A 21,389-nucleotide genomic window follows, 5' to 3' on the forward strand; every position below is an offset into this window, starting at 1 on the left:
ATTCTAATAAACACTGGTTCGGCACAGGCGTAAGCGGATCAAAACGAGAAGGTGGCGCGGCACGCTGCAAAACCTGCTCTCGTCGCTCCATCGCGACGCGGTATGTTGCCTTATGCGCAACTCAATGGTTATGAATCGTCGGGTTTGATGGTCGTCGATAGCGTCAAGGGCCTTCCGTTGGAAGCCTGCGCACCAAAGATTGGGAACAACAATTGCGATACCAAGAACTATGATTGCCGCGATAAATGGCGCCATCGACGACATCAGCAGGGCTATGAGGCTGCACCGGGTCTGGATTGCGCTTGCCCATGAGGACATCGGGGACCAGCACAGACGTACAACGCTTGGCCCGCTTTGGCTGCTGGTCAACTATGTTGCGTTCGTGGGCACGTTCGTTTTCGTATTCCAGCCGGCTGGCAAGGACGCCACGGGCTATGCGGCCTATGTCTCCATCGGGCTTCTGGTGTGGTTCTACCTGATGGAAGTGATGTCGGCGAGCGTGTCGCTGTTTCAGCGCGAAGAGAGCTTCATCGAAGGCACCACGCTGCCCTTGTTCGTGTATGTGATGCGGCTCGCACTGCAATCGGTGATTCGCGCAGGCTATGCGATCATGGGTTGTGTCGCCATTCTGGTCTTGAGCGGCACGCCAGTCACCTCCCCTTGGCTATGGTCGCTCGCAGGATTGCTCCTGATATTGCTGGTAACGCCCGCACTGATCACTGTTTTCGCGTTTCTGGGCGCCTTCTTTCCCGACAGCCAATTCATTGTCGGCAATTTATTGCGAGTGGGCATGTTCTTCACGCCCGTTTTCTGGGTGTACAACGGGCAAGATGGAATACAGAAATATGCTTATCACTGGAACCCGTTCACCTATTTTCTGGAGATCGTGCGGTTGCCGATCATGAACGGAGAATTGCCGGCTCATGCTTTCACTGTGACGATCATTGTGTCCTTGGCTGCATGGGTGATTGCATTGCTTCTGCTTGGCCGGTACCGCAAGCAGATCGTCTTCCTCATCTGAGTTTTAAATGGTTTCTATCAAGCTGGACAACGTTAGCCTTGCTTACAAGCTGCACGAGAAGCTCACGCTTTCCGCGCCGGATCGGCGCGTGGCTGGGCCAGGCGGCAAAATTGGCGGCTCCGGCAGACAGCAGTTCGTGCAAGCTCTCGACGGCATCAGCTTCGAATTGAAGGCGGGAGACCGCCTCGGCCTGGTCGGCCCGAACGGAGCCGGCAAAACCACCCTTCTCAAGGTGCTCTATGGGATCTACGAGCCATCGGGTGGAAGCGTGGCGATCAAGGGCAAGGTCGATGCCCTGTTCAACATCAATATAGGCTTTCGCCGTGAGGCAACCGGACGCAGGAACATCGTGCTGCGTGGCCTGATCAGCGGATGGACAGAAGCCGAGATTGAAGAGAAGATCGAGGACATCATTGCCTTCAGCGAACTCGGCGACTTCATCGACCTGCCGTTCAAGGCCTACAGCCAGGGCATGGCCGCGCGCCTCGCTTTTTCAACCGCGACCGCGCTCGACCCGGAGATCCTGCTGATGGACGAGTGGATCGGCGCTGGCGACGCCTCTTTTCAGGACAAGGCCAAAAGGCGCATGGATGAACTCGCCGAAAAGGCAGGCATCATTGTCCTGGCGAGCCATAGTGAGGCTCTGATACAAAGCGTATGCACGAAAAGACTTACACTCAATGGAGGCCGGGTGGAATCACTGACGAATCAATTGCTTTGACACATGCTTGTGCCGCTATCCCGAATATGGCGGCGACGAGGGCAACTGCCTGAAGGCGGCTGCTGCAAAGGTTCTCCCAGAGTACACGGCAATGATTATATCTCACGCGCACAGATTTGTGTTGTTTTCACCGTGGAAGACCGCGAGTTCCACCTGCAACGACAGGCTCCAGATTTACAACGAAAGCAGATATAGTCGTTTCTTTTATTTTAACACATATCTAAAAAGAGTGGTCCATCAACACATAACAGTAGCAGAATTCAAATCCCTTCCGGAAAGTCATCTAGGCTACATAACTGCCTCTTTTGTACGAAACCCTTACGACAGGGCATATTCGGGATTCAAGCAAATACAACGAGACATCGCCAATCAACCGCAAGCCGAGTATGAACATGAATGGATAAGGGAGCTTGTAAAATGCCAGTTATGCGAGAACCATAAGCGCATTATTGACTCAGGCTATGATTTTAATAAATGGATTATGCTTATACCAGAATATGAAGTAATCGATGTCGGGCGTAATACCAATATGCCGCTACACCCAGCCACCTATTGGACACATTTTGATGAAGAGCAATATGTAGACTTCATAGGAAAGGTGGAGACGTTCGAGGAGGATTTTGGCCGCTTTTGTCAATTCACCGGTTTGGGTACGCCCGCGCGGATAAATGGAAATGTTACAGATTTATCAATTACCGACAAGCACGGGTACAGGTATATTTCAAAAATGTCTCACCGTGCGATTGGCAGGATAAATGAAATGTTCAGAAACGATTTTGAGCTTCTCGGGTACGAGAGGGTTTCGTAGTCGCCTAATAACGGCCAGGCGCACCTACCATACCGACTACTTTTGTCGTGAGCCACTTATCGACTGCCGCTCCCCACCTACTTTGCGTCATGTCTTGGGCAGTATCCGTTTACATTTTCACAGGGCGCTTATCTCCTGGTCTACAGAGATGGCGGATTCTCTTCCCTGTTCCGCGAGCCAACGATCAGCCAGCGCTCGAATTGTCTCCTCCGCCTCGATAATCATATTTGAGTAGCGGTCATTCTGGAAACCCCAGAGTGTCGAAGAGACGTCCTCCCGGTGACCGACAAGGAAGGGTAGCGTGACAACGACACGCAGATCCTCCTGATTCTCCAGATAACGGTCGATGGCATTCGTGTCGACATCCGTATTGTTCGGATCCCAATCAGACAGAAGACGGATAGCGCGGCGGTTGTAGATGTTGAACACCATGCTCGTCATGCGGTCGAGCTTGACAAAGGTCATGCCGCCTCGTTCCTCGACACCAAACACCCTTGTGTTCGGATGGGCTGAGGCAATCATACCGGAGAAGATGTCCCAATGATCCGTTGCCTCGAGGTACTTCTCGATCGTCTCCATCCTCGCAGCGTGATCCTCGCGGAACAGAACATCGTCTTCGAAAACGATCAGATCCCTGGCATTGGCAGCGCGAGCATGCCTCGCAAGGGCACTATAGCTTGATCCGCAACCGATCCAGCCTCTAACGTTCCTGATGCCGTCGAACAAGGCGCAGTTGTCCGGCTTCTCGCTGACAAACATGCGCCGCCGCTTGATTGTTTCCGGCATGGAAAGCGCTATCTGACGTTTTTCCGCAGGCAGATAGATAGCTTTCTTCAACGCCGAATCTGCTGGAAGTACGCCAATCGCTACCAGGAAGCGATCCAGCATGAAAGTGAACCGATGCCCGCTGGCCTCCACGGACTGAGCAACCCTTCGTGTTGTCCCTTCGCTGCTTTTCAAGAATTCACGGCAGGCACGAAGCATGTCTTCGGTGGAATTTTGCTTGAAGAACTGGACCGCTCCGCGCAACTCCGGGTAGTCGTCCTGGTCCTGCGCTTCCTCGGAGATAACTGGAACGCCCTGCGAGAGGCACTCTTGGATACGCGGCATCTCGAGAAGAGCATTCTCGTAATAGTGGATGTTGACGACGGCACGCGCCTTGCGGATCAGCGCATGCATATCCTCGCCAAAGACGTCATTGCATAGCTTGACGTTGAAATGCTGCTTCAACACCTCAAGCATCTTCTCGCGCCTTGGAGAGCTATAGTAATCGCCATAGAATAGGAAATCATATTTCTTCTCCGCCAGCGCTATCACATTGGGGCGATCAAGCGATGTACCGATCGGTAGATAGAACACATGCGGGTAAGCGATCCCCTTTTCCACCAAGAACTCGATGTTAACAAGAGAGTAATCGAGCACCGCAACAGATTCCTCAAGTGCCGCCAGGTAATCATTCGTGAACCAGCGTGAGCTTACTGACTGCTCCAATTGGAACAAGACCCGCTTTTCACCCGGAGGCAAGCGATCAAACATTTGCGCGCAGAGAACGACATAGAAATCATGTGAGAATACTGCTGGCGGGGACGTCAGGACCTCGCTCGCAATGCCATGGGCGGCCAAACGCTCCGAGATACAATGAGCGATGAAAACCGTATGCGGTGTGGTCAGGATGCCCCAAACGGTACCCGTCTGTCCAAGCTTGCTATGCGCCTCCATTGCCCGCGCCTGCCGACGGTAGCTCCGCACCCGACCGATGAGCCCTCGGAAATCACCACGGAACAGATACCGAAGTGCATTCTTCATGCCCATCTGCAGACTGAGGTCGTGCCCGCCGGATATGCCAAGCATCTTCGGCACCAATCGATGAATGTTTCCATTCACTTCTCGCAGCGGCGCTGTAATTCTCCAAGATTTTGAGTCTGACATTCTCTGATTTTGAAACGTCAATTCGCTGTTTATACGGCGAAGCACACCAGCCTCTTCGGTAAGATTCCGCCTTTCAACTTCTATTTGACGCTCCGAATCCGAAAGTCTCTGCAGCAAATCCTGATTTTCATGCTGTTTGTTTTGCAACGCCTCCTTGCTGATCTTGACCTGCAGTCGAAGGTGATCTACCTCGGCGTCACGTTCAGCCATCACCTGTTCCCACGATCGAATGATCTCGGTATCGTTGATCGGCTGCTCCAGCACGCTAGCCTCGAGCGAACTGATCTCTTCGTCGGATGCCAGAGCCAGAAGATACAAAGGTTCATACACGCCTGGAGCTGTGGCGATTTCCTTGTTGGCGTAAATGTAACTCCGAGCTGGCGCCGCAGAGGATAGCGGAAGCAGCAGCGACCCGAATACTATTCTCTGGGAGTAGAAGCTGACGGTTCGGAAATGTCGCGCGACGAGGCGCTTGAATTCATGCTCATACAATTCCTTGACGTGGTATTTATTCACGAAATTCCGTCTATCCGAATAATACTTTTTGTCCGGGCTGGAAATCAGCAAAGAACCACCCGGCTTGAGGACTCGCTTGAACTCTCGGAAAGATTCCTCGTGCTGGTCATGGTGCTCTATTGTCTCAAAGCTCACGATAACGTCGATCGAATGATCTGGGAGTGGGATATTGGCACAGTCTCCATGCTTGAATTGGAGATTGTCGCGCTTGTACCGAAGCTGCGCGTGTTCTACTGCCTCAGCCGAGAGATCGACACCGATCACACGGCGCGCTTTCGTAGCCATCAGATCGCTACCGTACCCTTCGCCACAGGCGATATCGAGAACGACCTTTCCGGCAACGAGGTTTGCCGCCATTAGATAGCGGTGCAGGTGTTCTAACTCGATATTGCCCTGCTCTTCCGGGACAAAACGTTCACCGGTAAAGGCCATAGGGGGGGTCGTCTCGGACATGTTATGATTGCACTCTCGAAGAAATACCTGAGATGAGAACACCCACAAGGCGGCTAAGAACCAGATATGGCAGCGCCATCGTAGCGCAGTGGAGGGCGCCATTCACGCGACTCTCCGCAGTCCGGTTCCAGCCACTCGATGACAGTGGCGGTATTGTGTTCAGCCACCCGCCAACACACGAAATCCCTCACGGTCCGCACTGTCGATAAATGTGAAGCATGATCAACATGCATCAGTTGCGCCGCTCCGAGCAAGCTCGTCGAGCGCAACCAAGAAGACCTTCGGCACAATTGGGCTGATAGATCGCTTGCAGGGCCAGCCTCATTTGAATAGGTGATAGGAGGCTGGACTCCAAGGCATTCTTATCTAGAGCGTTTTGCATATCATAACGACTGCACTAAACATGCACAAGGCCGCTAGCTGCCAACGTAGGGACTGGCACATGCGTACAAACAGGCAACAGATCCTTGAAAGCTGAATCCTATGGTAGCATTCATTGGTGAGATGGTATGAAATTCGACCATGACAATCAGTGCAAGCAACGCGACCACAATCATTGCATCTTTGCAGCAATCAGCTTGGCCCATGCCGGCCTTCATCGGCTTAGCCGCCGATGACTGAATTAACTGTTTCCCAAGAGATCGAGACGCTTCGGCGTTTGGCGTCAAAATACTTATGGGCGGATGAGCGAACCAGGTCTCTATTGGAAGGCAGCGGCGTCAATTTGACCAGGGCCGACTTCTATTCCGAATCTCCAACGATTGCCGAGATCAACCGATCCTTCGAGTACGATGAGGCCGGCGCACAGCTTCCGGTATATGACGATCCCTTGATTTTTGACGTCGACCAGATGGCTGCCTTTGCCCAGTCGCTGTCGCCGTTCTTGACAGAATTCAACCCGGCTCTGGGCGACGATGGCAGCTCACGTTTCTTTTGGAAAAATGATCAGTTCAGCTACTCAGACGCTGCTGCGCTCTTTGCGCTAGTTGTAGCGCGCCGTCCGAAAACGATTATTGAGATCGGATCTGGGCACAGTACTCGGCTATCGAGTGAGGCACTCGGAGTGGCTGGCGGCGGCCGAATCATCTGCATCGATCCGGAGCCCCGCGCCGAGATCACAAACTTGCCAGGCGTCGAATTTATTCGAAGGCCGGTCCAATCGGTCCCTCCAAGCTTCTTCCGCGATACGGTCGTTCCCGGTGATTTCGTTTTCTATGACGGATCTCATACCATCAAGTCTGGTAGTGATACGGTGTTTTTCTATCTGAATATTCTACCTTATTTGCCGGCTGGAACGCTGGTGCACGCGCACGACGTTAGCCTGCCATTTGCAGCGCCGAAGGCCAACTTGACGCTGAGCAGGATGAACTGGGGCGAACAATACATCCTAATGGCTCACCTCCATAATCGAGCCCGCTACAAGGTGCTCTTGGCCAATGCGCTTCTGCGGAAGCAGCGCCCCGAGGCTCTCCAAAACCTCATGAACGGCAAGTTCGAGCCCGGCGGGCAGAGCCTCTGGTATGAGGTAATAGGCGATCATCCAATCGCATCCGCGTGAGACGGCGCCATGCGCTAGCGGTTCAGCCGTTCGGTTGGTCAAAGATGCCATTGAGCCGCCTGACAACCGCAACGCATGCTCCACAGCCAAGCGGAACAAGAGATCGAGACACCTAGGCACGGGGCAAGATGCCTGCGCAACTGCCGCATCGAATAGCGTGGCGATCCAGCTGATTGCTCGGGGTCCACGTTGCGTCTCTCGTCGCCAAGCCAACCCAAATATAGAGGGTCGAATTGTCCAGTCAGTAGATTCGACAACGTTGGTCTCGTTGGCTCGATCGGCCGATTGGATATGGTTTTCCGCACCAAGATGATAATATCACCGCGATACAGAGCAGCACTGCCAGAGCAAGTTTGACGCAAAGCTGTGGTCGATCTGGATTCTCGATCGGTCGCAGCGTGATACGCTTCGAGCAGGTGTATTGGTCGGTGCTGGCGGGACGACTTTGCTTCGACCCATCAGGCACTGTAAGGAAAGTCCAGGCCCGAGAATTCGGCTCTATCATCAATGACAAAGCAAGCCGGCTGGAAGCGATCGATGCTTCGAAAAGCTGGAGAACGGCAAGGTTTTTGAGCCACCTGGCCCGACGTTATCCGCGATTGGCTACCTCGGCCTGGTACTTTTTCGAACGGCTTCTGGAGCGGTGAAAAGATCCCAAGGGAGGCGCTGCTGGATTGATCAGGCGCCGCGCCTTAAGTTGCTGTTCTTACGCAGTCATTGTCATCCCACACTCTCGGCGCGTCCAAAAATCAAGCCGGAGGCCAAGCTTTTTGAGCTGGATGAATTGAATAGCCGCCTCGGTGATGAGGAGGCCGATTCGATAACAGCCTAACTGCGGTTAAAAATGTGACGTGCCACGATGTCCGTCGACTTGCGCCAATCCGGCGCTCTCCACCCGAACGTGGCTGCGAACTTTGCGCTGGCAAGCCGCGAATTGGCGGGGCGTTGCGCACGAGTCGGATAGTCTGCCGTGGCGATATCGCGCACCCGCGCCTTAGGCCCACCAAGCGCCTTGCTCGTATCAAGGATGCAGCGCGCAAAGCCGCTCCAGTTTGTCTCGCCTGTGCCTGCCAAATGGTAGGTGCCAAACGCGCTGAAGCTCCCCTCACCGCCAAGCATCGCCGCGGCGCAGAGGATCGCGTCGGCGATATCCAGAGCCGACGTCGGATTTCCCCATTGGTCGGCCACCACCGCTATCTCGTCCCGCTCGGTGGCGAGCCGCAGGATGGTCTTCACGAAATTCTTGCCGAACGGGCTGTAGATCCATGCCGTACGCAGGATCAGATGGCGAGGATTGTACACCGCGACTGCCTGTTCGCCCGCCAGCTTGGAGGCGCCATAGACGCTGCATGGGGCGGTCGGGTCGGTTTCCACATAGGCGCGGTCGGCAGTGCCGTCGAAGACATAGTCGGTCGACAGATGAATGATGGGAACGCCAAGGCGCGCTGTCGCCTCGGCAACCTTGCCGGCGCCGACCGCATTCACGGCAAAGGCTGCTTCGGGCTCGTCCTCCGCCTGGTCCACCGCCGTATAGGCAGCGGCCGAGACGACAAGATCCGGCCGAGACGCCTCGAGCGCTTCGGCCACGCCGTCAGGCCTCGCCAGATCGAGTTGCGGCCGGCCGACGGCGATGACCTCCACGCCTTTCCGCAGTTGCGCGGCTTCCAGCAGGCTTCTGGCGACTTGCCCCTCTCGTCCGGTGACGACAATCCTCACGCGGCGCCCTTTCGCGCTTCGCCCAGCCGCTCGCCGGCGTAACGCTCGCGCCGTATCGGCCCCCACCACCACTCGTTCTGGAGATACCAGTCGACCGTCCTGGCAAGGCCGCTGTCGAAGGTTTCCCGCGGCGTCCAGCCGAGATCCCGGCCTATCTTGGACGCATCGATCGCATAGCGACGGTCGTGGCCGGGGCGATCCGTCACGAAGGTGATGAGTTCGCGATAGCGCCTGCCGCTGGCGCGCGGCCGCTTGCGGTCGAGAAGATCGCAGATGGTTTCCACCACCTCAAGGTTGGTGCGCTCCGAACCGCCGCCGACATTGTAGCTCTCGCCCACCATGCCACGCGTCGCGACCATCGCCAAGGCGCGCGCATGGTCCTCGACGAAAAGCCAGTCGCGCACATTGGCGCCCGCGCCATAGACCGGCAGCGGCTTCTCGTCGAGCGCGTTCAGGATGACGAGCGGGATCAGTTTTTCGGGAAAATGGAATGGACCATAATTGTTAGAGCAGTTCGACAGTACGACCGGCAGGCCATAGGTGTCATGCCAGGCGCGAACCAGATGATCGGACGCCGCCTTTGACGCGGAATAGGGCGAGGACGGCGCATAGGGCGTCTCTTCGGTGAAGACGCCGCTATCGAAAGGCAGATCGCCGAACACCTCGTCGGTCGAGACATGATGGAAGCGAAAGCGGCCTTTTCGCTCGTCGGACAACCCGCGCCAATATTGCAGCGCAGAGTTGAGCAGCCGGTAAGTCCCGACAATGTTGGTCTCGATGAACGTGCCCGGCCCGTCGATCGACCGATCGACATGGCTCTCGGCGGCGAGATGCATCACGATGTCGATGTCGTGGCGATGCAGTATCTCGAGGACACTCCTGTCATCGCAAATGTCGGCATGCTCGAACCGGTAATTGTGCGCATTCTCGATTGGCCGCAGCGAGGCAAGATTTCCCGCATAGGTGAGCTTGTCGAGATTGGTGACGTTGTAGCCTGGATTGGCGCACAAATGCCGGCACACGGCCGAACCAATAAAGCCGGCGCCTCCGGTAACCAGGAAATTCATGTCGCCCTCCTCATGCGAACACCTCGGTGGCGTCGAGCGTTGGCGCCCTGAGGTCCTTGTCCGAAAGCTGAAAGCCGCCAGCCAGCGAAGGCCAGTCGATGCCGATGGTGGCATCGTCGAAACGGATCGACCGGTCATGCTCCGGCGAATAGGTGTCGGTGACCTTATACAGAACCTCGGTGTCCGGCACGAGCGTCACGAAGCCGTGCGCGAAGCCCTTGGGCACCAGGATCTGGTTGCCTTTCTCGGCGGAGACCTCTAGCGCCACCCATTTTCCAAAGGTTCCCGAGCCCTTGCGAATATCGACCGCAACATCGAGAATCCTGCCGCGGATGACGCGGACAAGCTTGTCCTGCGCGCGCGGCGGGAGCTGATAATGAAGCCCCCTCAGCACGCCCGCAGCGGCGGAATAGGAGTGATTGTCCTGGACGAAATGCAGGTCGATGCCCGCCTCCGAAAACCGCTGGGCATTATAGGTTTCGACGAAGAACCCACGAGCATCGCCGAACCGCTTCGGCATGATTTCCAGCACGCCGTCGAGACCAAGAGGCCTGACTTCCAGCACCTAGCCCTCCGAAAGGTCGATGACACGCCGGCGCAGATAGGCGGCATAGTCGTTCTTGCCAAGGCGATCGGCACGTTGCAGAACCTTGTCCGCCGTCAACCAGCCCTGTTCAAAGGCAATTTCCTCGGGGCAAGCTACCTTGATACCCTGACGATGCTCGATCGTTCGCACGAAGGACGAGGCTTCGTGCAGGCTGTCATGCGTGCCGGTGTCGAGCCATGCATAGCCGCGGCCGAGCTGGTGAACCTGCAGCTGCCCACGTTCCAGGTAGACATTGTTGATCGCGGTGATCTCGAGCTCGCCACGCTCTGACGGCCGGATCGTCGGAGCGATATTGACGACATCATTGTCGTAGAAATAGAGGCCCGTGATGGCCCAGTTGGACTTTGGCTGCCGCGGCTTCTCCTCGATTGTCAGCGCCTGGCCAGTACCCTTTTCGAAGGAGACCACGCCGTAACGCTGCGGATCATCGACATGGTAGGCGAATACCGACGCACCGCTTTCGCGCGAAGCCGCGGTTCGGCAGAGCCGTGACAGACCCTCGCCGAAGTAGATATTGTCGCCAAGGATCATCGACACGCTGTCCATGCCGATGAAGTCGCGGCCGATGATGAACGCTTCCGCCAAGCCGTTGGGATGGGGCTGCTCCGCATAGGACAACTCGAGCCCGAACTCCGAACCGTCGCCAAGCAGATCATGGAAAACCGGCAAATCGCGCGGCGTTGAGATGATAAGAATCTCGCGGATCCCCGCCAGCATCAACACGCTCAGCGGATAGTAGATCATCGGCTTGTCGTATATCGGAAGGATTTGCTTGGATATCGCTAATGTTAACGGATAGAGCCGGGTCCCACTGCCTCCGGCAAGGATAATCCCTTTCAACAGGCTCTCCTTGGATCGTCGTGGCCCCAGCCCTGACACAAGCTGCTCGTTGCTTAGGTTTCGCGGAACGGCTTGTCAATCTTGGGCAGGAACAAAGGCCGGGATTACCCCTGGCGAGAACGGGACGGAGCAACCGTGCGAATGCAAGACAAAGCCGCAGATCCTCGAACCGCCGGATGGATAAAGCTGATCACCGAGTGCACGAGTTTCCGCGGATTCCCAGTTGAACAGGCGGAGGACATCGGTGAGCTCGTAGTTGGGCCACCAATTGTCAGATCGACAAGGGCAGCATTTTGACTAAGACGAGGCCCCGATCGGCACAAACAGCTTATCGCCATTGTGATCGATCTCCATCAACGCCCTCTTCTGACTCGAGCGGTCCGCGAATCCTCGATGAAAGATGATGGCGTTCATATAGGCGAACGTCATCGCAAGTGCGGCGGTGCGCAACGGATAGTCGACGAGCGAGTGGACAAGTAGGAAAGATACTGAGAGAAATGCCGCCTTCTGAAGCGGCTCACGGCGAATTCCGGCATATGAAACAAGAAGAAACATGAAATAAATCGCCATCAACACAACGGCAAGAATCCCGCCCTCGAAGGCTATTTCCAGATAGTCATTGTGGACATGATTCACGTACGAACTGAAGATCATCCCCTCTTTTTCATATACTTGATATGCCTTTTGGAAGTTACCGAAGCCGATACCGGTGACCCAGTTTTCCTTGATCCCATCGATGGTGGTGCGGGCAAACTCGGCGCGCCCGAAAGCCGGATCAATCACTTTTGCATCGATCTTCGTCCAGGCGCCAATCGTGTAGATCGAAAGGCCGATGAAAAGCACGAGGATGCCCAGCCCACTTATCCTGGAGCGCGCGGCCAGAAAAATGACGGATATCATAGTGATCGCCAGTCCGATGAGAACGCCAGCACGCGACCCGGCGGCTAAAAGCAGCAGCAGAAGCGTGACCAGTCCAAGCGCACCAGATACGAGGTGCCCACGGAACAAACCATAATAGACGACAAAAGGGATCGAAACAAAAAGCAGAGCCGAAAAATGGTTCTGATTGGCAAAAAGCCCGGCATTGATCGTAAAAGGCAACAATCCCTTGATGGCGATGTCATTAGAGAGCGAATACTGGATCGCCCCTGCCAGGCCGTTGCAGATGACGCCCATGAAAAAGAACGGCAGCAGGCCATAAACCTGTTCGATGCGCAAACGCGTCACGCTCAGGAAGAAGGCGGACGATGCCACAAGATAAAGCAGACATTCTATCGTTCGCCCGACTCCCACGCTGACGAACCGAAATCGGGTTTCTCCGGCCAGCCAAGGATTGCCCAGTAAAAAATCCGGCCGTAAGTGGCTGAAGAAGGCAGCGGGCAGCGGGACAACCTGAAGCACCAGCAACGCCCCGGCAAAGAAAAGCAACCACACGGCAAATCTGGGAGCGCCCTGGCTCGGTGTCCGGGAAAACACCACGGCCCCCGTGACGATCGCCATGATCTCGATCAGCGTGTCGGTATAGAGGCCACTTGCCGTGCCCCCACCAATCAGCAGGGAGACAAACAAAACCGAGCCGAGGAGATATTTATCCCATTCCGACGCCCGCTCGCTCACGACGAAATTCTCTCGATGTTCAATTTATGCATGATCAATGTGCCGACATATCGATACCGCCAGCTCTCGGCGATGGCGGCGGTTTCCAGCCTCAACAACTGCATGGGGCACGCAGTCGGCCCAATCGAAAAATCCTGGCTTAGAGTCTGGCGATTGAAGGTGCCTTCGGGAATCTTGAAGCGCGCCATTTCGCCGGCCGGGTCCACACACCTGATCGACCAGAACAAATCCTTTGGAAGCTTCAGATTCCGCGCGGATGCGATAAGCGATATCTTGTAGGAGCCTGGCGGCAATTCGATGTACTGCTGCAGGGCGGAGTTCTTGACCGGGGTGTTCAAGAACCTGATTGTCACCCCTTGCTCGCCCTCGACGGCCTCCTGGGATGTTGCAAAGGTGACGTCCATTCCCGACTGGTCACGAACCTGCCAGTCGAAAGGCTTGCCACTGAATACGGGTTCGAAGCTACCATTGAAAATATATCCGCCCAATTTCCGCTCCTGCTCGGACAGGCTGAACAGAAACAGCCGGTATGCCGGCTCGTATTGTTTCTGACGAATGTAGCCGCCGATCACGGTGGACAACTCGCGCGGTTTTGGCGGCGCGCCCGACGCTGTCAGATCGAGCAGCAGCCGATTCGCGGAATCGAGTCCTTGCGGCGTCTTGACGAGGGACGCGAACAGGCTGGCTCGCCATGGCGCCTCCGCCGTAATGGCCGTCAGCACTGCCTTGTAGCCGCCAGGATTGGAGAGGATCAGCGGCAACCCGTCAGCGATGGCGGAGAACCTGTCCGGCCAGCGCCGCAGCAATATATCGATCTCGCCGACGGCCTTTGACAGATCGCCTGTTTCAACCGAACGGCCAATCGACCTCTGCAACGCGTGTATTTCTGTCTTGGAAAGCTTTCGAGCCCGGTCGAAAAGCTCATAAGCCTGATCTCTTTCACCCTGCCGATACTTGATCTCGCCAAGCAGGCTGTAGAGACGCGCATCCCCGACATCAAAGCGAAGCGCACCCTCGGCCCTGGTAGCCAACGCCTCGAGATCAGGCGCCTTGCTTGTGTCATTCAGTTCGCCAGCGATCTCACCTATCAGCGCGTCGACGTTCAGAGGATTGAGCGCCAGGGAAACGGCAGGCGTCTCGGTCTCAAGAAATCGACTTAGCCCGATCGATGAAGCCACCAATACCAGAGCGAATGCGACGAACAAAACGCCTGAGCGCCGGAGATTTTGCATGAGCGGCATGGTCTGCTCCGTCATCGACTTTGCCCTCAATCCTTGGAGTATTCGATCCGTACTCGTAATACTGATAGTTCATATACTTATAGGCGTAGTTGTAATCGAACTTGTTGACGGAAAATTTGGACATCGCGGCGCCCACAACATTAGCGCCTGCGGCCCGCAGACGCTTCAATGCTGTCTTCGCCGACTTTCGTGTCACCTGATTGGTGGAGATCACCATCAATGTGCCTTCGGCAAGCCGGCTGAGAATGGGAGCATCCGAAAGCCCCACTACCGGCGGAGCATCGATGATGACCAGGTCGAAGCGCTTGCCAAGATTGGTGATGATCAACGCCATCTTCGGTGACGACAGCAGGTCGGCAGGGTTCGGGGGGATTGTTCCCGAGGTCAAAACAGCCACGTTGGGATATTTCGTTGCCCTGAATATCCCTGCCAGATCCTCCTTGCGGACGGTGTTGGTGAGGAGGTTGCTCAGGCCCATCGTGTTGTCGAGGCCGAACAGCCGATGGAGGTTCGGCTTTCTAAGATCGCCGTCGACAAGGAGAACCCTGGCGCCCAGAGCCGCAAAATCCTGGCCGAGCTTGAACGAGGTGGTCGACTTTCCCTCCGATGGCTCCGAGCTTGTGACCAGCAGCGATCGTGGTGCGCCTTCCGCGCCCGAGAACTGCAGGGACGTGCGCAGCGAACGGTAGGCTTCCGACAGCCCCGATTTCTGGTCGGCGATGCTGGCCGCAACCTCCCGGTCATCGACCATCGGCAAGATGCCGAGCATCGCCAGCCCGAGCTCCTTCTCGATCTGCTCGGGATTGGTGAAGGTGTTGTTCAACAGCTCGATGATGTAGATGACCGAGGCGCTCAGCGCCATGAACAGCGCCAGCGCAATGGCCAGATTGATACTCAGGCGTGGTGAATAGGGTCGCTCCGGCTGGGTCGCGAAATCAACGATGGCAGCACTTTGTGTCTTGAGTTCGGAGCTGACGCCAACCTCGTTCAGCTTGGCGATGAGGCTATCGTATTGCGACCGGTTCGAATCGACCTCGCGCTTGAGGATCGTGTATTTGATGTTCTTGTCATTGAAGACGACCTGCTGCTTTTCCATCTCAGCGAGTTTTGACTTTAGGTCGGCTTCCTTGTTCTGCGCTTCCTGATACTTCTGCCGCAGCGAATCCGTAATCGCCAGGACCCCGTTGGTATAGAGGCGCTGTAACTCCTTGATCTGCGACTGCAGCTGCTGCATTTCCGGGAAGCCGGGTTTCAGTATCCCGAGCTTCTGCTGATACTGGCTGGTCAGATCCGCCAGTTTTTCATTGAGTTTCTGCAGACCCACGCTTTCAAGAACCGGGCTCAGGCTTGCGCCGCGGCCCTTGTCTATCTGGTCCACCACTCGTCCGGCATCGAGACGGTCCTGGATTGCCGTGGCAAGCGCAGTGTTCAAGGCCTCGATGTTCGAGCCTATCAGCGATTTGTCATCGCCGGTGATCGTGATACCCGCATCCTTGGCGTACGCAACCAGTTCCTCCTCGGACTTCTGCAGCTTCTGCTTGACCTGCAAGACTTGTTCCTGGATGAACTGCCGCGCCAGATCGGAAGTCTCGCTGGTCTGGTCGACACGCTGATCTATAAAGCTCTGCGCAATCTGGTTGGCGACGTCACTTGCATATTTCGGTTTCTGGTCGACAAAGGTGATCGACAGCAGGCTGGTGTTGGTCACCAGATTGACGGTCAGATCATTCAGAATGCGGTTGATCGCAATGGTCTCGCGCTGCTCGGGCGTTTTTTCCTCGACGGAAGCCGATTTGGAAATCCCGAAGGCACGATAGAAAATATTGCTGAGCGAGAAGTCCGGCGTCGGAAACAGGAAATCGGGCTTTTCGCTCAGGCCCAACTGGAAGACCACGCGCTGGGCCAGCGCACGGCTTTTCAGCTTTTCACGCGCGGTCAGGAAGGCCCGCACGTCACTGTTTTCGGAAACCACCTCGATGTCCTGGAAAACCTTTGCCGAAGGGACCAGAACCTCCAGCTGGGTCGTCGCCTGATACTTCGGTGTCTGCATCATGGTCACGACGACACCGGCCACGAGCCCGGCGGCGGCCATCATGACAATCAGCCATCGATATTGAACAACGTAGAAAAGCAGCCTGAGCGGATTGAACCCCTGGTCCTGATCGGAATGGTCGCGGCCATACGGGCTATAGTTCTGCGCTCCATCATAATAGAGATCCGCGGACACAGCCTGACCGTGTCCGGGACCTGCGATTTGATGCTGACTGTTGCGATCGAGCATAGTGCGGGCGGTCCTGGGTTACATAAATTCGAGTTGGCCGCGGCGCGGACTATGGCGCAAGAACGCCAATTCTTACGGCGCTTGATGCAACTCCAAGTGCGTCCTTGAGGTTGTTCAGAGCAATTTTGGATTTCGAGGCAAACACAACAACCTTGTCGCCGCCATAGATCCGCGGATTACGGTTCTTGCCGGCACGAATTTCCTCGACATTGTAATTCGCCACCAGCGTATTTTGACCGATATTGCGGTAGACGAAGACCTTCGCCGCATCGCCGACGTTATTGAAGCCCCCAGCAAGCGCCACAGCATCGATCAGGGAGGCATTGCTCGACACCGGATAGATACCGGCCCTGTTGACCTCGCCGTCGACCGTTATGCGCTGGCCGATCGATTCCTTGACGAAGATGGTGACATCGGGCGACTGCAGATACTTGGCGCCATAGGCGGTCTCGATTTCCTTCTCGAGCTGCCGGACGGTCTTCCCCGCCGCGGTCAGCGTTCCGATGAGCGGAAGGGAAATCTGCCCGCTGGCATCGACCTGGACGGTCCTGTTCAGATTATCGACCTGGAATACGTTCACTTCGAGCACATCGTTTGGAGACAAGGGCTGCTCGCTGCCATTCTGGGTGTTTTGCGGCGCGGGCAGGTCCTTGACGACCCGTAGGGCTCCCCCACCCGAAAGCGGCGTCGACGTTGACGCGAGTTGCAGCGCATCGACCGAACTTGATGTCGGCGTTGACGAGGTGCTTGAGCAAGCCGACATGGACAATGCGAGGAGCGCGGCCACTGCCAGGCGTTTCGTGAAGCAAGCGCCGATCATACCGACCCACCCTTGAACAACCGCCCCAATCCCGCGAAGCGCCCAGCTTTGGCTGCGCCAGTTTTCGCATGCGCCTTGCCAATGGGCTCAAGCGGACGGTTCGCCAATATGTCGTTCGGGCGCTTCACCACCATATTGTAGACCTCATCTTCCCCGCATCGCTTCGCCGCGGCGACAACCGCCTGGGACAGGCCGGGCCGCCGCCGCCTGGCACCATGGGTGTCCGACGCAATAATATCCACTCTACCTTCGTCTATCAGCTTTTCCGAATAGTAAAGTGCCGAACGTCCAAAAGCACCGATAACTGAGTCGGCGGTAATCTGGATAAGACAGCCTGCCGCGTTCAATCTTTCAACAACATCGTAATTGGCCTTGATCCAGGTCAGGCGCTCGGGATGGGTAAGAATCGGGACGAAGCCGGAATTGATGAGCCGCGCGGCAAGTTCTTCCAGGCGCGGTGGCAGAACATGATGCGGCGGCTCGAATAGAAAATAGCGGGAGCTGTTCAACGTCGGCACGGAGCCTTCAGCCAATCGCTCGGGAAGATCAGGCGCTACATGAACATCGGCGCCGACATGCAGCACAAGCGGTATGCCGGCACCGCGCAACTCCTGTTCCAGGGCCTGAACGGCGCGGGCGATGTTCGCCGTTGCGTTCTCATAAATGCCCGGCGTGATATGCGGCGTGCACGCCATCTCGGTCGTCCCATCAGCCACCGCCTGCCGCGCCATCTGGAGCGATTCAGCAAGACTTGGCGAACCGTCGTCGAGGCCCGGCAGGATATGGGAATGCAGATCGATCATTAGCGTTTCTCGCTGCCCCGAGACAAGGCAGCCATTCCACCCCGGCAAAAGACAAATGCGTCACCCGCGATGGCGAATGACGCATTTGACAAAATCAACAAGACGACTGGCGTCAGCTCCGGCTACCTGCTGACAGAATTGTCGTCATCGTGCAGGCTGAGGATCAGTGCCGCCGCGCCGCCGACAGCGCCACCGCCCAGCAGAACCGGCACTAGGCCAGGCCCCGAACCGGCAGGCACGACCGTGGCTTCCGGCGTATTGAGCGACACGCACATGCCACCCTCCACCGGATCAACCATCACGGTCGCGTTCGCGGGAACATCGAGCGCGCAATTCGCGCCGACGCTCAGCGACGCGGAAGCCTGCGCCCCTGTCATGATGCGCGCGCCCGAATAAACCGGCGCCTCGCCCTTCACCGGCGCGTAACCGCCGGCCTGGGACATCTGCACATCGCCACTGACCTGCGTGATCGCGCCGACGGCGCTGCCGGTAACGGGCATCGCCGCGAGGCAGGAGCACGACTTCGCAGCCTGCGCGAATGCGCTGCCAGATGCCGAAAAAGAAGCGCCGGCGATCACTGCCACGAAGGCGAAGCCAACCCCAAGCCGATGACAAACTTTCATGCCCACCCCTCTAGAACCCCGCCCCGCCAGGGCAAACCACATCGCGCCAATCAAAAGCTAAAGCGATATGGTTAACGAACCAGATAAACCACATTGCCCGGCGCCGAAATACTCAACCCCATCAAATCCAGGCGTCGCGACCGCGCCCCACAAAAGCCAGAACAGCTCCGTGGCCGCGACCCTATACCTTAGCGGCTGACGCCGTTGCCATCATCCTGCGTTGCCGCAAGCACGCCACTGGTGAGGAGCGCGCCCGTAAAAATCATCTCCGGCGGGCCAAACCCGCCACCACCATTCGACGGAATGGCGGCCGTATGCTCCGAGCCCACGACCCTGAGGCAGATGTTGTTCTCGACGCGGGAAATATCGAGGGTCGAATTCGCCGGCACATCAAGATTGCAGCCGCCGACACGGACGGATGCAATCCCCTTGGGGCCGACCACGACACGGCTGCCGAAATCCAGGGCGCTTCCCGCCTTGGCAGGACCATAACCAGCCGTCTGCGCCACCATCACGTCGCCATCGACGCGCAGAATGGACCCGATCGCGCTTGCCGACCCCTGGTAGGCGGTCGCGCAGCTGCATGCCGCCTCCTCGGCGAATGACGAAACCGGAACCAATGCAACGGTAGCGACAAATCCGGCCAGCGCGCTTTTCATAACAAGGTTCATCTGTCTTGGATCCTCATTGTCCTGCGTACCCTCAGACCCGCCCAAATCAAAGGTACCTAAATCAGCCCGTAACAGCTTTTGACCTTAATTCCAACCCATTTCGCACATGCGAGACGATTTTTCACCTCTGCGTGCCTCAATGACTACAGTAATTTAGCCGGACCGAATAGACCATTTCTGATTTTTGGTTACGAACTTCCAACTCATTCAAAATCAACTCAGAATATCATGTCAACGTGATTGTAATCAATCGAAGGCTTATCGAGAGCTATACGCCACTGTTTATGTGTATTTCTCCGAAATTGACAAAACAACGGCATTGCCGTGCATATGCGAATTACATTGTATTGTACTGATGACAAGGGCGCTCGCCCGTCCCCATCCCGCACCCAGGCACACAGCCCGTTGACGGGCTACCAGCGAAGCCCGGGGCAATCAGGCCGATGCCTGGTCAGCACGGCTTGTAGGCATCGCCCGCCTGTGCCGGCTGGCCGCACAGCATGCCGCCCTGGGTGAGCCTTGCAGCCAGATCCGCACCGTCCGGCGTCAGACATTGCACAACAAGAGCATCACCGAACCTGGACGCGACCTTGCCGTCACAAGGCGTGCCGGCGCCGACCGGCTTGCAGGTGACCGCAAGCCCTTGATAATCGCGCCGCGCCGCCTGCGTGATCAGCTGCCGCAACGCCTGCGGCTTCGTGAAGGCGGCACCGCAGAGCAGGATCTTGCGGCCACCGACGCGGAGGTCATCGATGGCCTGGATGTTGAGCTTGCCGTCGAAGGGCTGAACGACGGCAACGGGTTTAGGGGGCGGCGGCGCGCCTTTCTGTTGCATGATGATGGCCATGAAACCCACGGTAAAGACCAACACCACAAGTGCAAGCAGGCCTATTTTTCTGAAAGACAAAACCGCCCCGTCATGACTTCAAGCGACGCCCCTCCCCGGCCTGACCACCGCCTGTGCGCTGGCCGGACAGCGGATCGATGCCGGTTTTCCTTTTGATAGCCTCCACAATGGAAACACCTTCCGTGGCGGACTCGCTTATGATTTCGCTGACCTTGGCATCAACCAGGGTGCGATACCAGAACCCCTGCAGGACATGGAAATAGAAACCAGCCCGCCCGTCGAGAAAGCCCAGGCGAACGATGTATCTGTAAAGAAAGTATAGCGCCGAACGAAGCCCGGTGGGCATTCGCAGATAGACAGAATTCTTGATGAACCGCTTGGCTCTTGCCTGAAGAGCAAGCCTGCCTCCCCTCTCCTGTCGGTTGTCCATTCCGGAGAAGCCATGAGATCGGGCCAGAATATCTATGGCTTCCCGGGAGGCATAGGCATTGTGCTTTTCCGTCCACCAGGTCAGGGAGTTCAGATTGATATCCGAGATGACGACGTCCGATTTCTGGGTCAGTCCCTCAACGACGATATGCTCATCCATCCACCTTTGCTCGCACCGGCCGCGCCCGTTGCGCCAGAGCCGCAGCTGCCAGCTGGGCTCGATGCCGCCGCGCTTGATGGCAGAGCCCAGAAAATAGATTCGACGGCGGATCAATATGCCGTCCACATCGCTTGCAACCCTTTCGGCCAGTACCGCGAGCGGCTCTGGTGGCGTCTCGAGGACTTCGTCGGCGTCGATCCGAAGCAACCAACCTGGCAAGTTGGAGAGATGGTCGATTGCAAAATTGACTTGGGTGGCGTGATTCACCCAATCATTGCCGATGACGGATGCGCCGAGCCTTCTGGCGATATCAACTGTCCGATCCGTTGATCCGCAGTCGACAACGGTAATGCTCGTGCAATGACTATCAATGCTTCTTATGCACCTTTCGATATGCTTTTCTTCGTTATAGGTCAGTATGATGGCGTGAATTTCTTGCATCAACCGTGGCGCCGCCGCGCAATCGACATCATGGCTTTGCCATCGCCTTCCCGTCCCGCCGGCGCGGCCGGATCCTTTTGGCCGGGTTTCCACCAACAACCGACCAGGGATCCACGTCACGCGTCACGACCGCCCGCGCCAGGACGACCGAGCCGGCTCCAATCATCACGCCCGGAGCAATGAAGGCCTCCGCCGCAACCCAGCAATCATCGCCCAGATC

18 protein-coding genes are annotated in these 21,389 nt (G+C 56.7%); 4 read left to right on the forward strand and 14 right to left on the reverse strand.

Annotation, left to right across the window (positions count from 1 at the left end):
• Nucleotides 1–229: 229 nt before the first annotated feature.
• Genes ABVQ20_RS12490 through ABVQ20_RS12500 form a run of 3 tightly spaced genes read left to right on the forward strand, consistent with a single transcriptional unit; the run spans nt 230 to nt 2,550 of the window.
• Nucleotides 230–1,021 (forward strand): ABC transporter permease, encoded by a 792-nt coding sequence (locus tag ABVQ20_RS12490; RefSeq protein ID WP_354459798.1) that lies wholly within the window; start codon nt 230–232, stop codon nt 1,019–1,021.
• Between the two features lie 7 nt (nt 1,022–1,028).
• Entirely contained in the window at nt 1,029–1,742 is a 714-nt protein-coding gene (locus ABVQ20_RS12495; RefSeq protein ID WP_354459799.1) for an ABC transporter ATP-binding protein, read from the forward strand.
• Between the two features lie 7 nt (nt 1,743–1,749).
• Entirely contained in the window at nt 1,750–2,550 is an 801-nt protein-coding gene (locus tag ABVQ20_RS12500) for a sulfotransferase family 2 domain-containing protein (protein ID WP_354459800.1), read from the forward strand.
• 117 nt (nt 2,551–2,667) lie between these two features.
• Here ABVQ20_RS12500 and ABVQ20_RS12505 read toward each other — a convergent pair whose 3' ends face one another.
• Nucleotides 2,668–5,448, reverse strand: a complete 2,781-nt coding sequence (locus tag ABVQ20_RS12505) for a methyltransferase domain-containing protein (RefSeq protein ID WP_354459801.1) — start codon at nt 5,446–5,448, stop codon at nt 2,668–2,670.
• A 613-nt stretch (nt 5,449–6,061) separates the two neighbouring features.
• Here ABVQ20_RS12505 and ABVQ20_RS12510 point away from each other — a divergent pair.
• Nucleotides 6,062–7,006 (forward strand): class I SAM-dependent methyltransferase, encoded by a 945-nt coding sequence (locus ABVQ20_RS12510; protein ID WP_354459802.1) that lies wholly within the window; start codon nt 6,062–6,064, stop codon nt 7,004–7,006.
• An 828-nt stretch (nt 7,007–7,834) separates the two neighbouring features.
• Here the strand turns inward: ABVQ20_RS12510 and rfbD are convergent.
• From rfbD to ABVQ20_RS12575, 13 genes are all read right to left on the reverse strand, one after another.
• Nucleotides 7,835–8,722, reverse strand: coding sequence for a dTDP-4-dehydrorhamnose reductase (rfbD, locus tag ABVQ20_RS12515; RefSeq protein ID WP_354459803.1), 888 nt, complete (start codon nt 8,720–8,722; stop codon nt 7,835–7,837).
• A complete protein-coding gene (gene rfbB / locus ABVQ20_RS12520) occupies nt 8,719–9,789 on the reverse strand; it encodes a dTDP-glucose 4,6-dehydratase (RefSeq protein ID WP_354459805.1) in 1,071 nt (356 codons plus the stop codon). Before rfbB ends, rfbD begins: the two co-directional genes overlap by 4 nt.
• A 10-nt stretch (nt 9,790–9,799) precedes the next feature.
• Nucleotides 9,800–10,354: a dTDP-4-dehydrorhamnose 3,5-epimerase gene (gene rfbC / locus ABVQ20_RS12525; protein ID WP_354459806.1), complete on the reverse strand. Its 555-nt coding sequence runs from the start codon at nt 10,352–10,354 to the stop codon at nt 9,800–9,802.
• Nucleotides 10,355–11,236, reverse strand: a complete 882-nt coding sequence (gene rfbA, locus ABVQ20_RS12530; RefSeq protein ID WP_354459807.1) for a glucose-1-phosphate thymidylyltransferase RfbA — start codon at nt 11,234–11,236, stop codon at nt 10,355–10,357. It abuts the gene before it with no gap.
• A 297-nt stretch (nt 11,237–11,533) separates the two neighbouring features.
• Complete coding sequence (locus ABVQ20_RS12535) at nt 11,534–12,853, reverse strand: O-antigen ligase family protein (protein ID WP_354459809.1); 1,320 nt, start codon at nt 12,851–12,853, stop codon at nt 11,534–11,536.
• The gene (locus ABVQ20_RS12540) at nt 12,850–14,109 is read right to left on the reverse strand and encodes a tetratricopeptide repeat protein (protein ID WP_354459810.1); all 1,260 of its coding nucleotides are present in this window, start codon (nt 14,107–14,109) and stop codon (nt 12,850–12,852) included. Before ABVQ20_RS12540 ends, ABVQ20_RS12535 begins: the two co-directional genes overlap by 4 nt.
• On the reverse strand, nt 13,997–16,375 hold the full coding sequence (locus ABVQ20_RS12545; RefSeq protein ID WP_354459811.1) for a GumC family protein: 2,379 nt from the start codon (nt 16,373–16,375) through the stop codon (nt 13,997–13,999). Before ABVQ20_RS12545 ends, ABVQ20_RS12540 begins: the two co-directional genes overlap by 113 nt.
• A gap of 49 nt (nt 16,376–16,424) precedes the next feature.
• Nucleotides 16,425–17,195, reverse strand: coding sequence for a polysaccharide biosynthesis/export family protein (locus ABVQ20_RS12550; protein ID WP_354459812.1), 771 nt, complete (start codon nt 17,193–17,195; stop codon nt 16,425–16,427).
• Nucleotides 17,192–17,998 (reverse strand): tyrosine-protein phosphatase, encoded by an 807-nt coding sequence (locus tag ABVQ20_RS12555; RefSeq protein WP_354459814.1) that lies wholly within the window; start codon nt 17,996–17,998, stop codon nt 17,192–17,194. The genes ABVQ20_RS12550 and ABVQ20_RS12555 overlap by 4 nt, the downstream gene beginning before the upstream one ends.
• A 122-nt stretch (nt 17,999–18,120) precedes the next feature.
• Nucleotides 18,121–18,621 (reverse strand): hypothetical protein, encoded by a 501-nt coding sequence (locus ABVQ20_RS12560; protein ID WP_354459815.1) that lies wholly within the window; start codon nt 18,619–18,621, stop codon nt 18,121–18,123.
• Nucleotides 18,622–18,809: 188 nt separating this feature from the next.
• Nucleotides 18,810–19,292 carry a hypothetical protein gene (locus ABVQ20_RS12565; protein ID WP_354459816.1) on the reverse strand — a complete coding sequence of 161 codons (483 nt, stop codon included), beginning with the start codon at nt 19,290–19,292 and terminating at the stop codon, nt 18,810–18,812.
• 451 nt (nt 19,293–19,743) lie between these two features.
• Nucleotides 19,744–20,199: a hypothetical protein gene (locus tag ABVQ20_RS12570; protein WP_354459817.1), complete on the reverse strand. Its 456-nt coding sequence runs from the start codon at nt 20,197–20,199 to the stop codon at nt 19,744–19,746.
• 10 nt (nt 20,200–20,209) lie between these two features.
• On the reverse strand, nt 20,210–21,169 hold the full coding sequence (locus tag ABVQ20_RS12575; RefSeq protein WP_354459818.1) for a glycosyltransferase family 2 protein: 960 nt from the start codon (nt 21,167–21,169) through the stop codon (nt 20,210–20,212).
• Between the last annotated feature and the right edge of the window lie 220 nt (nt 21,170–21,389).

Source organism: Mesorhizobium shangrilense, assembly GCF_040537815.1.
Taxonomy (GTDB): Bacteria; Pseudomonadota; Alphaproteobacteria; order Rhizobiales; family Rhizobiaceae; genus Mesorhizobium; species Mesorhizobium shangrilense.

Excerpts from the sequence above, each read along its gene's own strand:
- ABVQ20_RS12510 (WP_354459802.1), top strand. The coding sequence starts at position 6,062 with ATGACTGAATTAACTGTTTCCCAAGAGATCGAGACGCTTCGGCGTTTG.
- ABVQ20_RS12575 (WP_354459818.1), bottom strand. The coding sequence starts at position 21,169 with ATGCAAGAAATTCACGCCATCATACTGACCTATAACGAAGAAAAGCAT.
- ABVQ20_RS12505 (WP_354459801.1), bottom strand. The coding sequence starts at position 5,448 with ATGTCCGAGACGACCCCCCCTATGGCCTTTACCGGTGAACGTTTTGTC.
- ABVQ20_RS12545 (WP_354459811.1), bottom strand. The coding sequence starts at position 16,375 with ATGCTCGATCGCAACAGTCAGCATCAAATCGCAGGTCCCGGACACGGT.
- ABVQ20_RS12560 (WP_354459815.1), bottom strand. The coding sequence starts at position 18,621 with ATGAAAGTTTGTCATCGGCTTGGGGTTGGCTTCGCCTTCGTGGCAGTG.
- ABVQ20_RS12495 (WP_354459799.1), top strand. The coding sequence starts at position 1,029 with ATGGTTTCTATCAAGCTGGACAACGTTAGCCTTGCTTACAAGCTGCAC.
- ABVQ20_RS12565 (WP_354459816.1), bottom strand. The coding sequence starts at position 19,292 with ATGAACCTTGTTATGAAAAGCGCGCTGGCCGGATTTGTCGCTACCGTT.
- ABVQ20_RS12540 (WP_354459810.1), bottom strand. The coding sequence starts at position 14,109 with ATGACGGAGCAGACCATGCCGCTCATGCAAAATCTCCGGCGCTCAGGC.
- rfbB (WP_354459805.1), bottom strand. The coding sequence starts at position 9,789 with ATGAATTTCCTGGTTACCGGAGGCGCCGGCTTTATTGGTTCGGCCGTG.
- ABVQ20_RS12490 (WP_354459798.1), top strand. The coding sequence starts at position 230 with ATGATTGCCGCGATAAATGGCGCCATCGACGACATCAGCAGGGCTATG.
- ABVQ20_RS12550 (WP_354459812.1), bottom strand. The coding sequence starts at position 17,195 with ATGATCGGCGCTTGCTTCACGAAACGCCTGGCAGTGGCCGCGCTCCTC.
- ABVQ20_RS12555 (WP_354459814.1), bottom strand. The coding sequence starts at position 17,998 with ATGATCGATCTGCATTCCCATATCCTGCCGGGCCTCGACGACGGTTCG.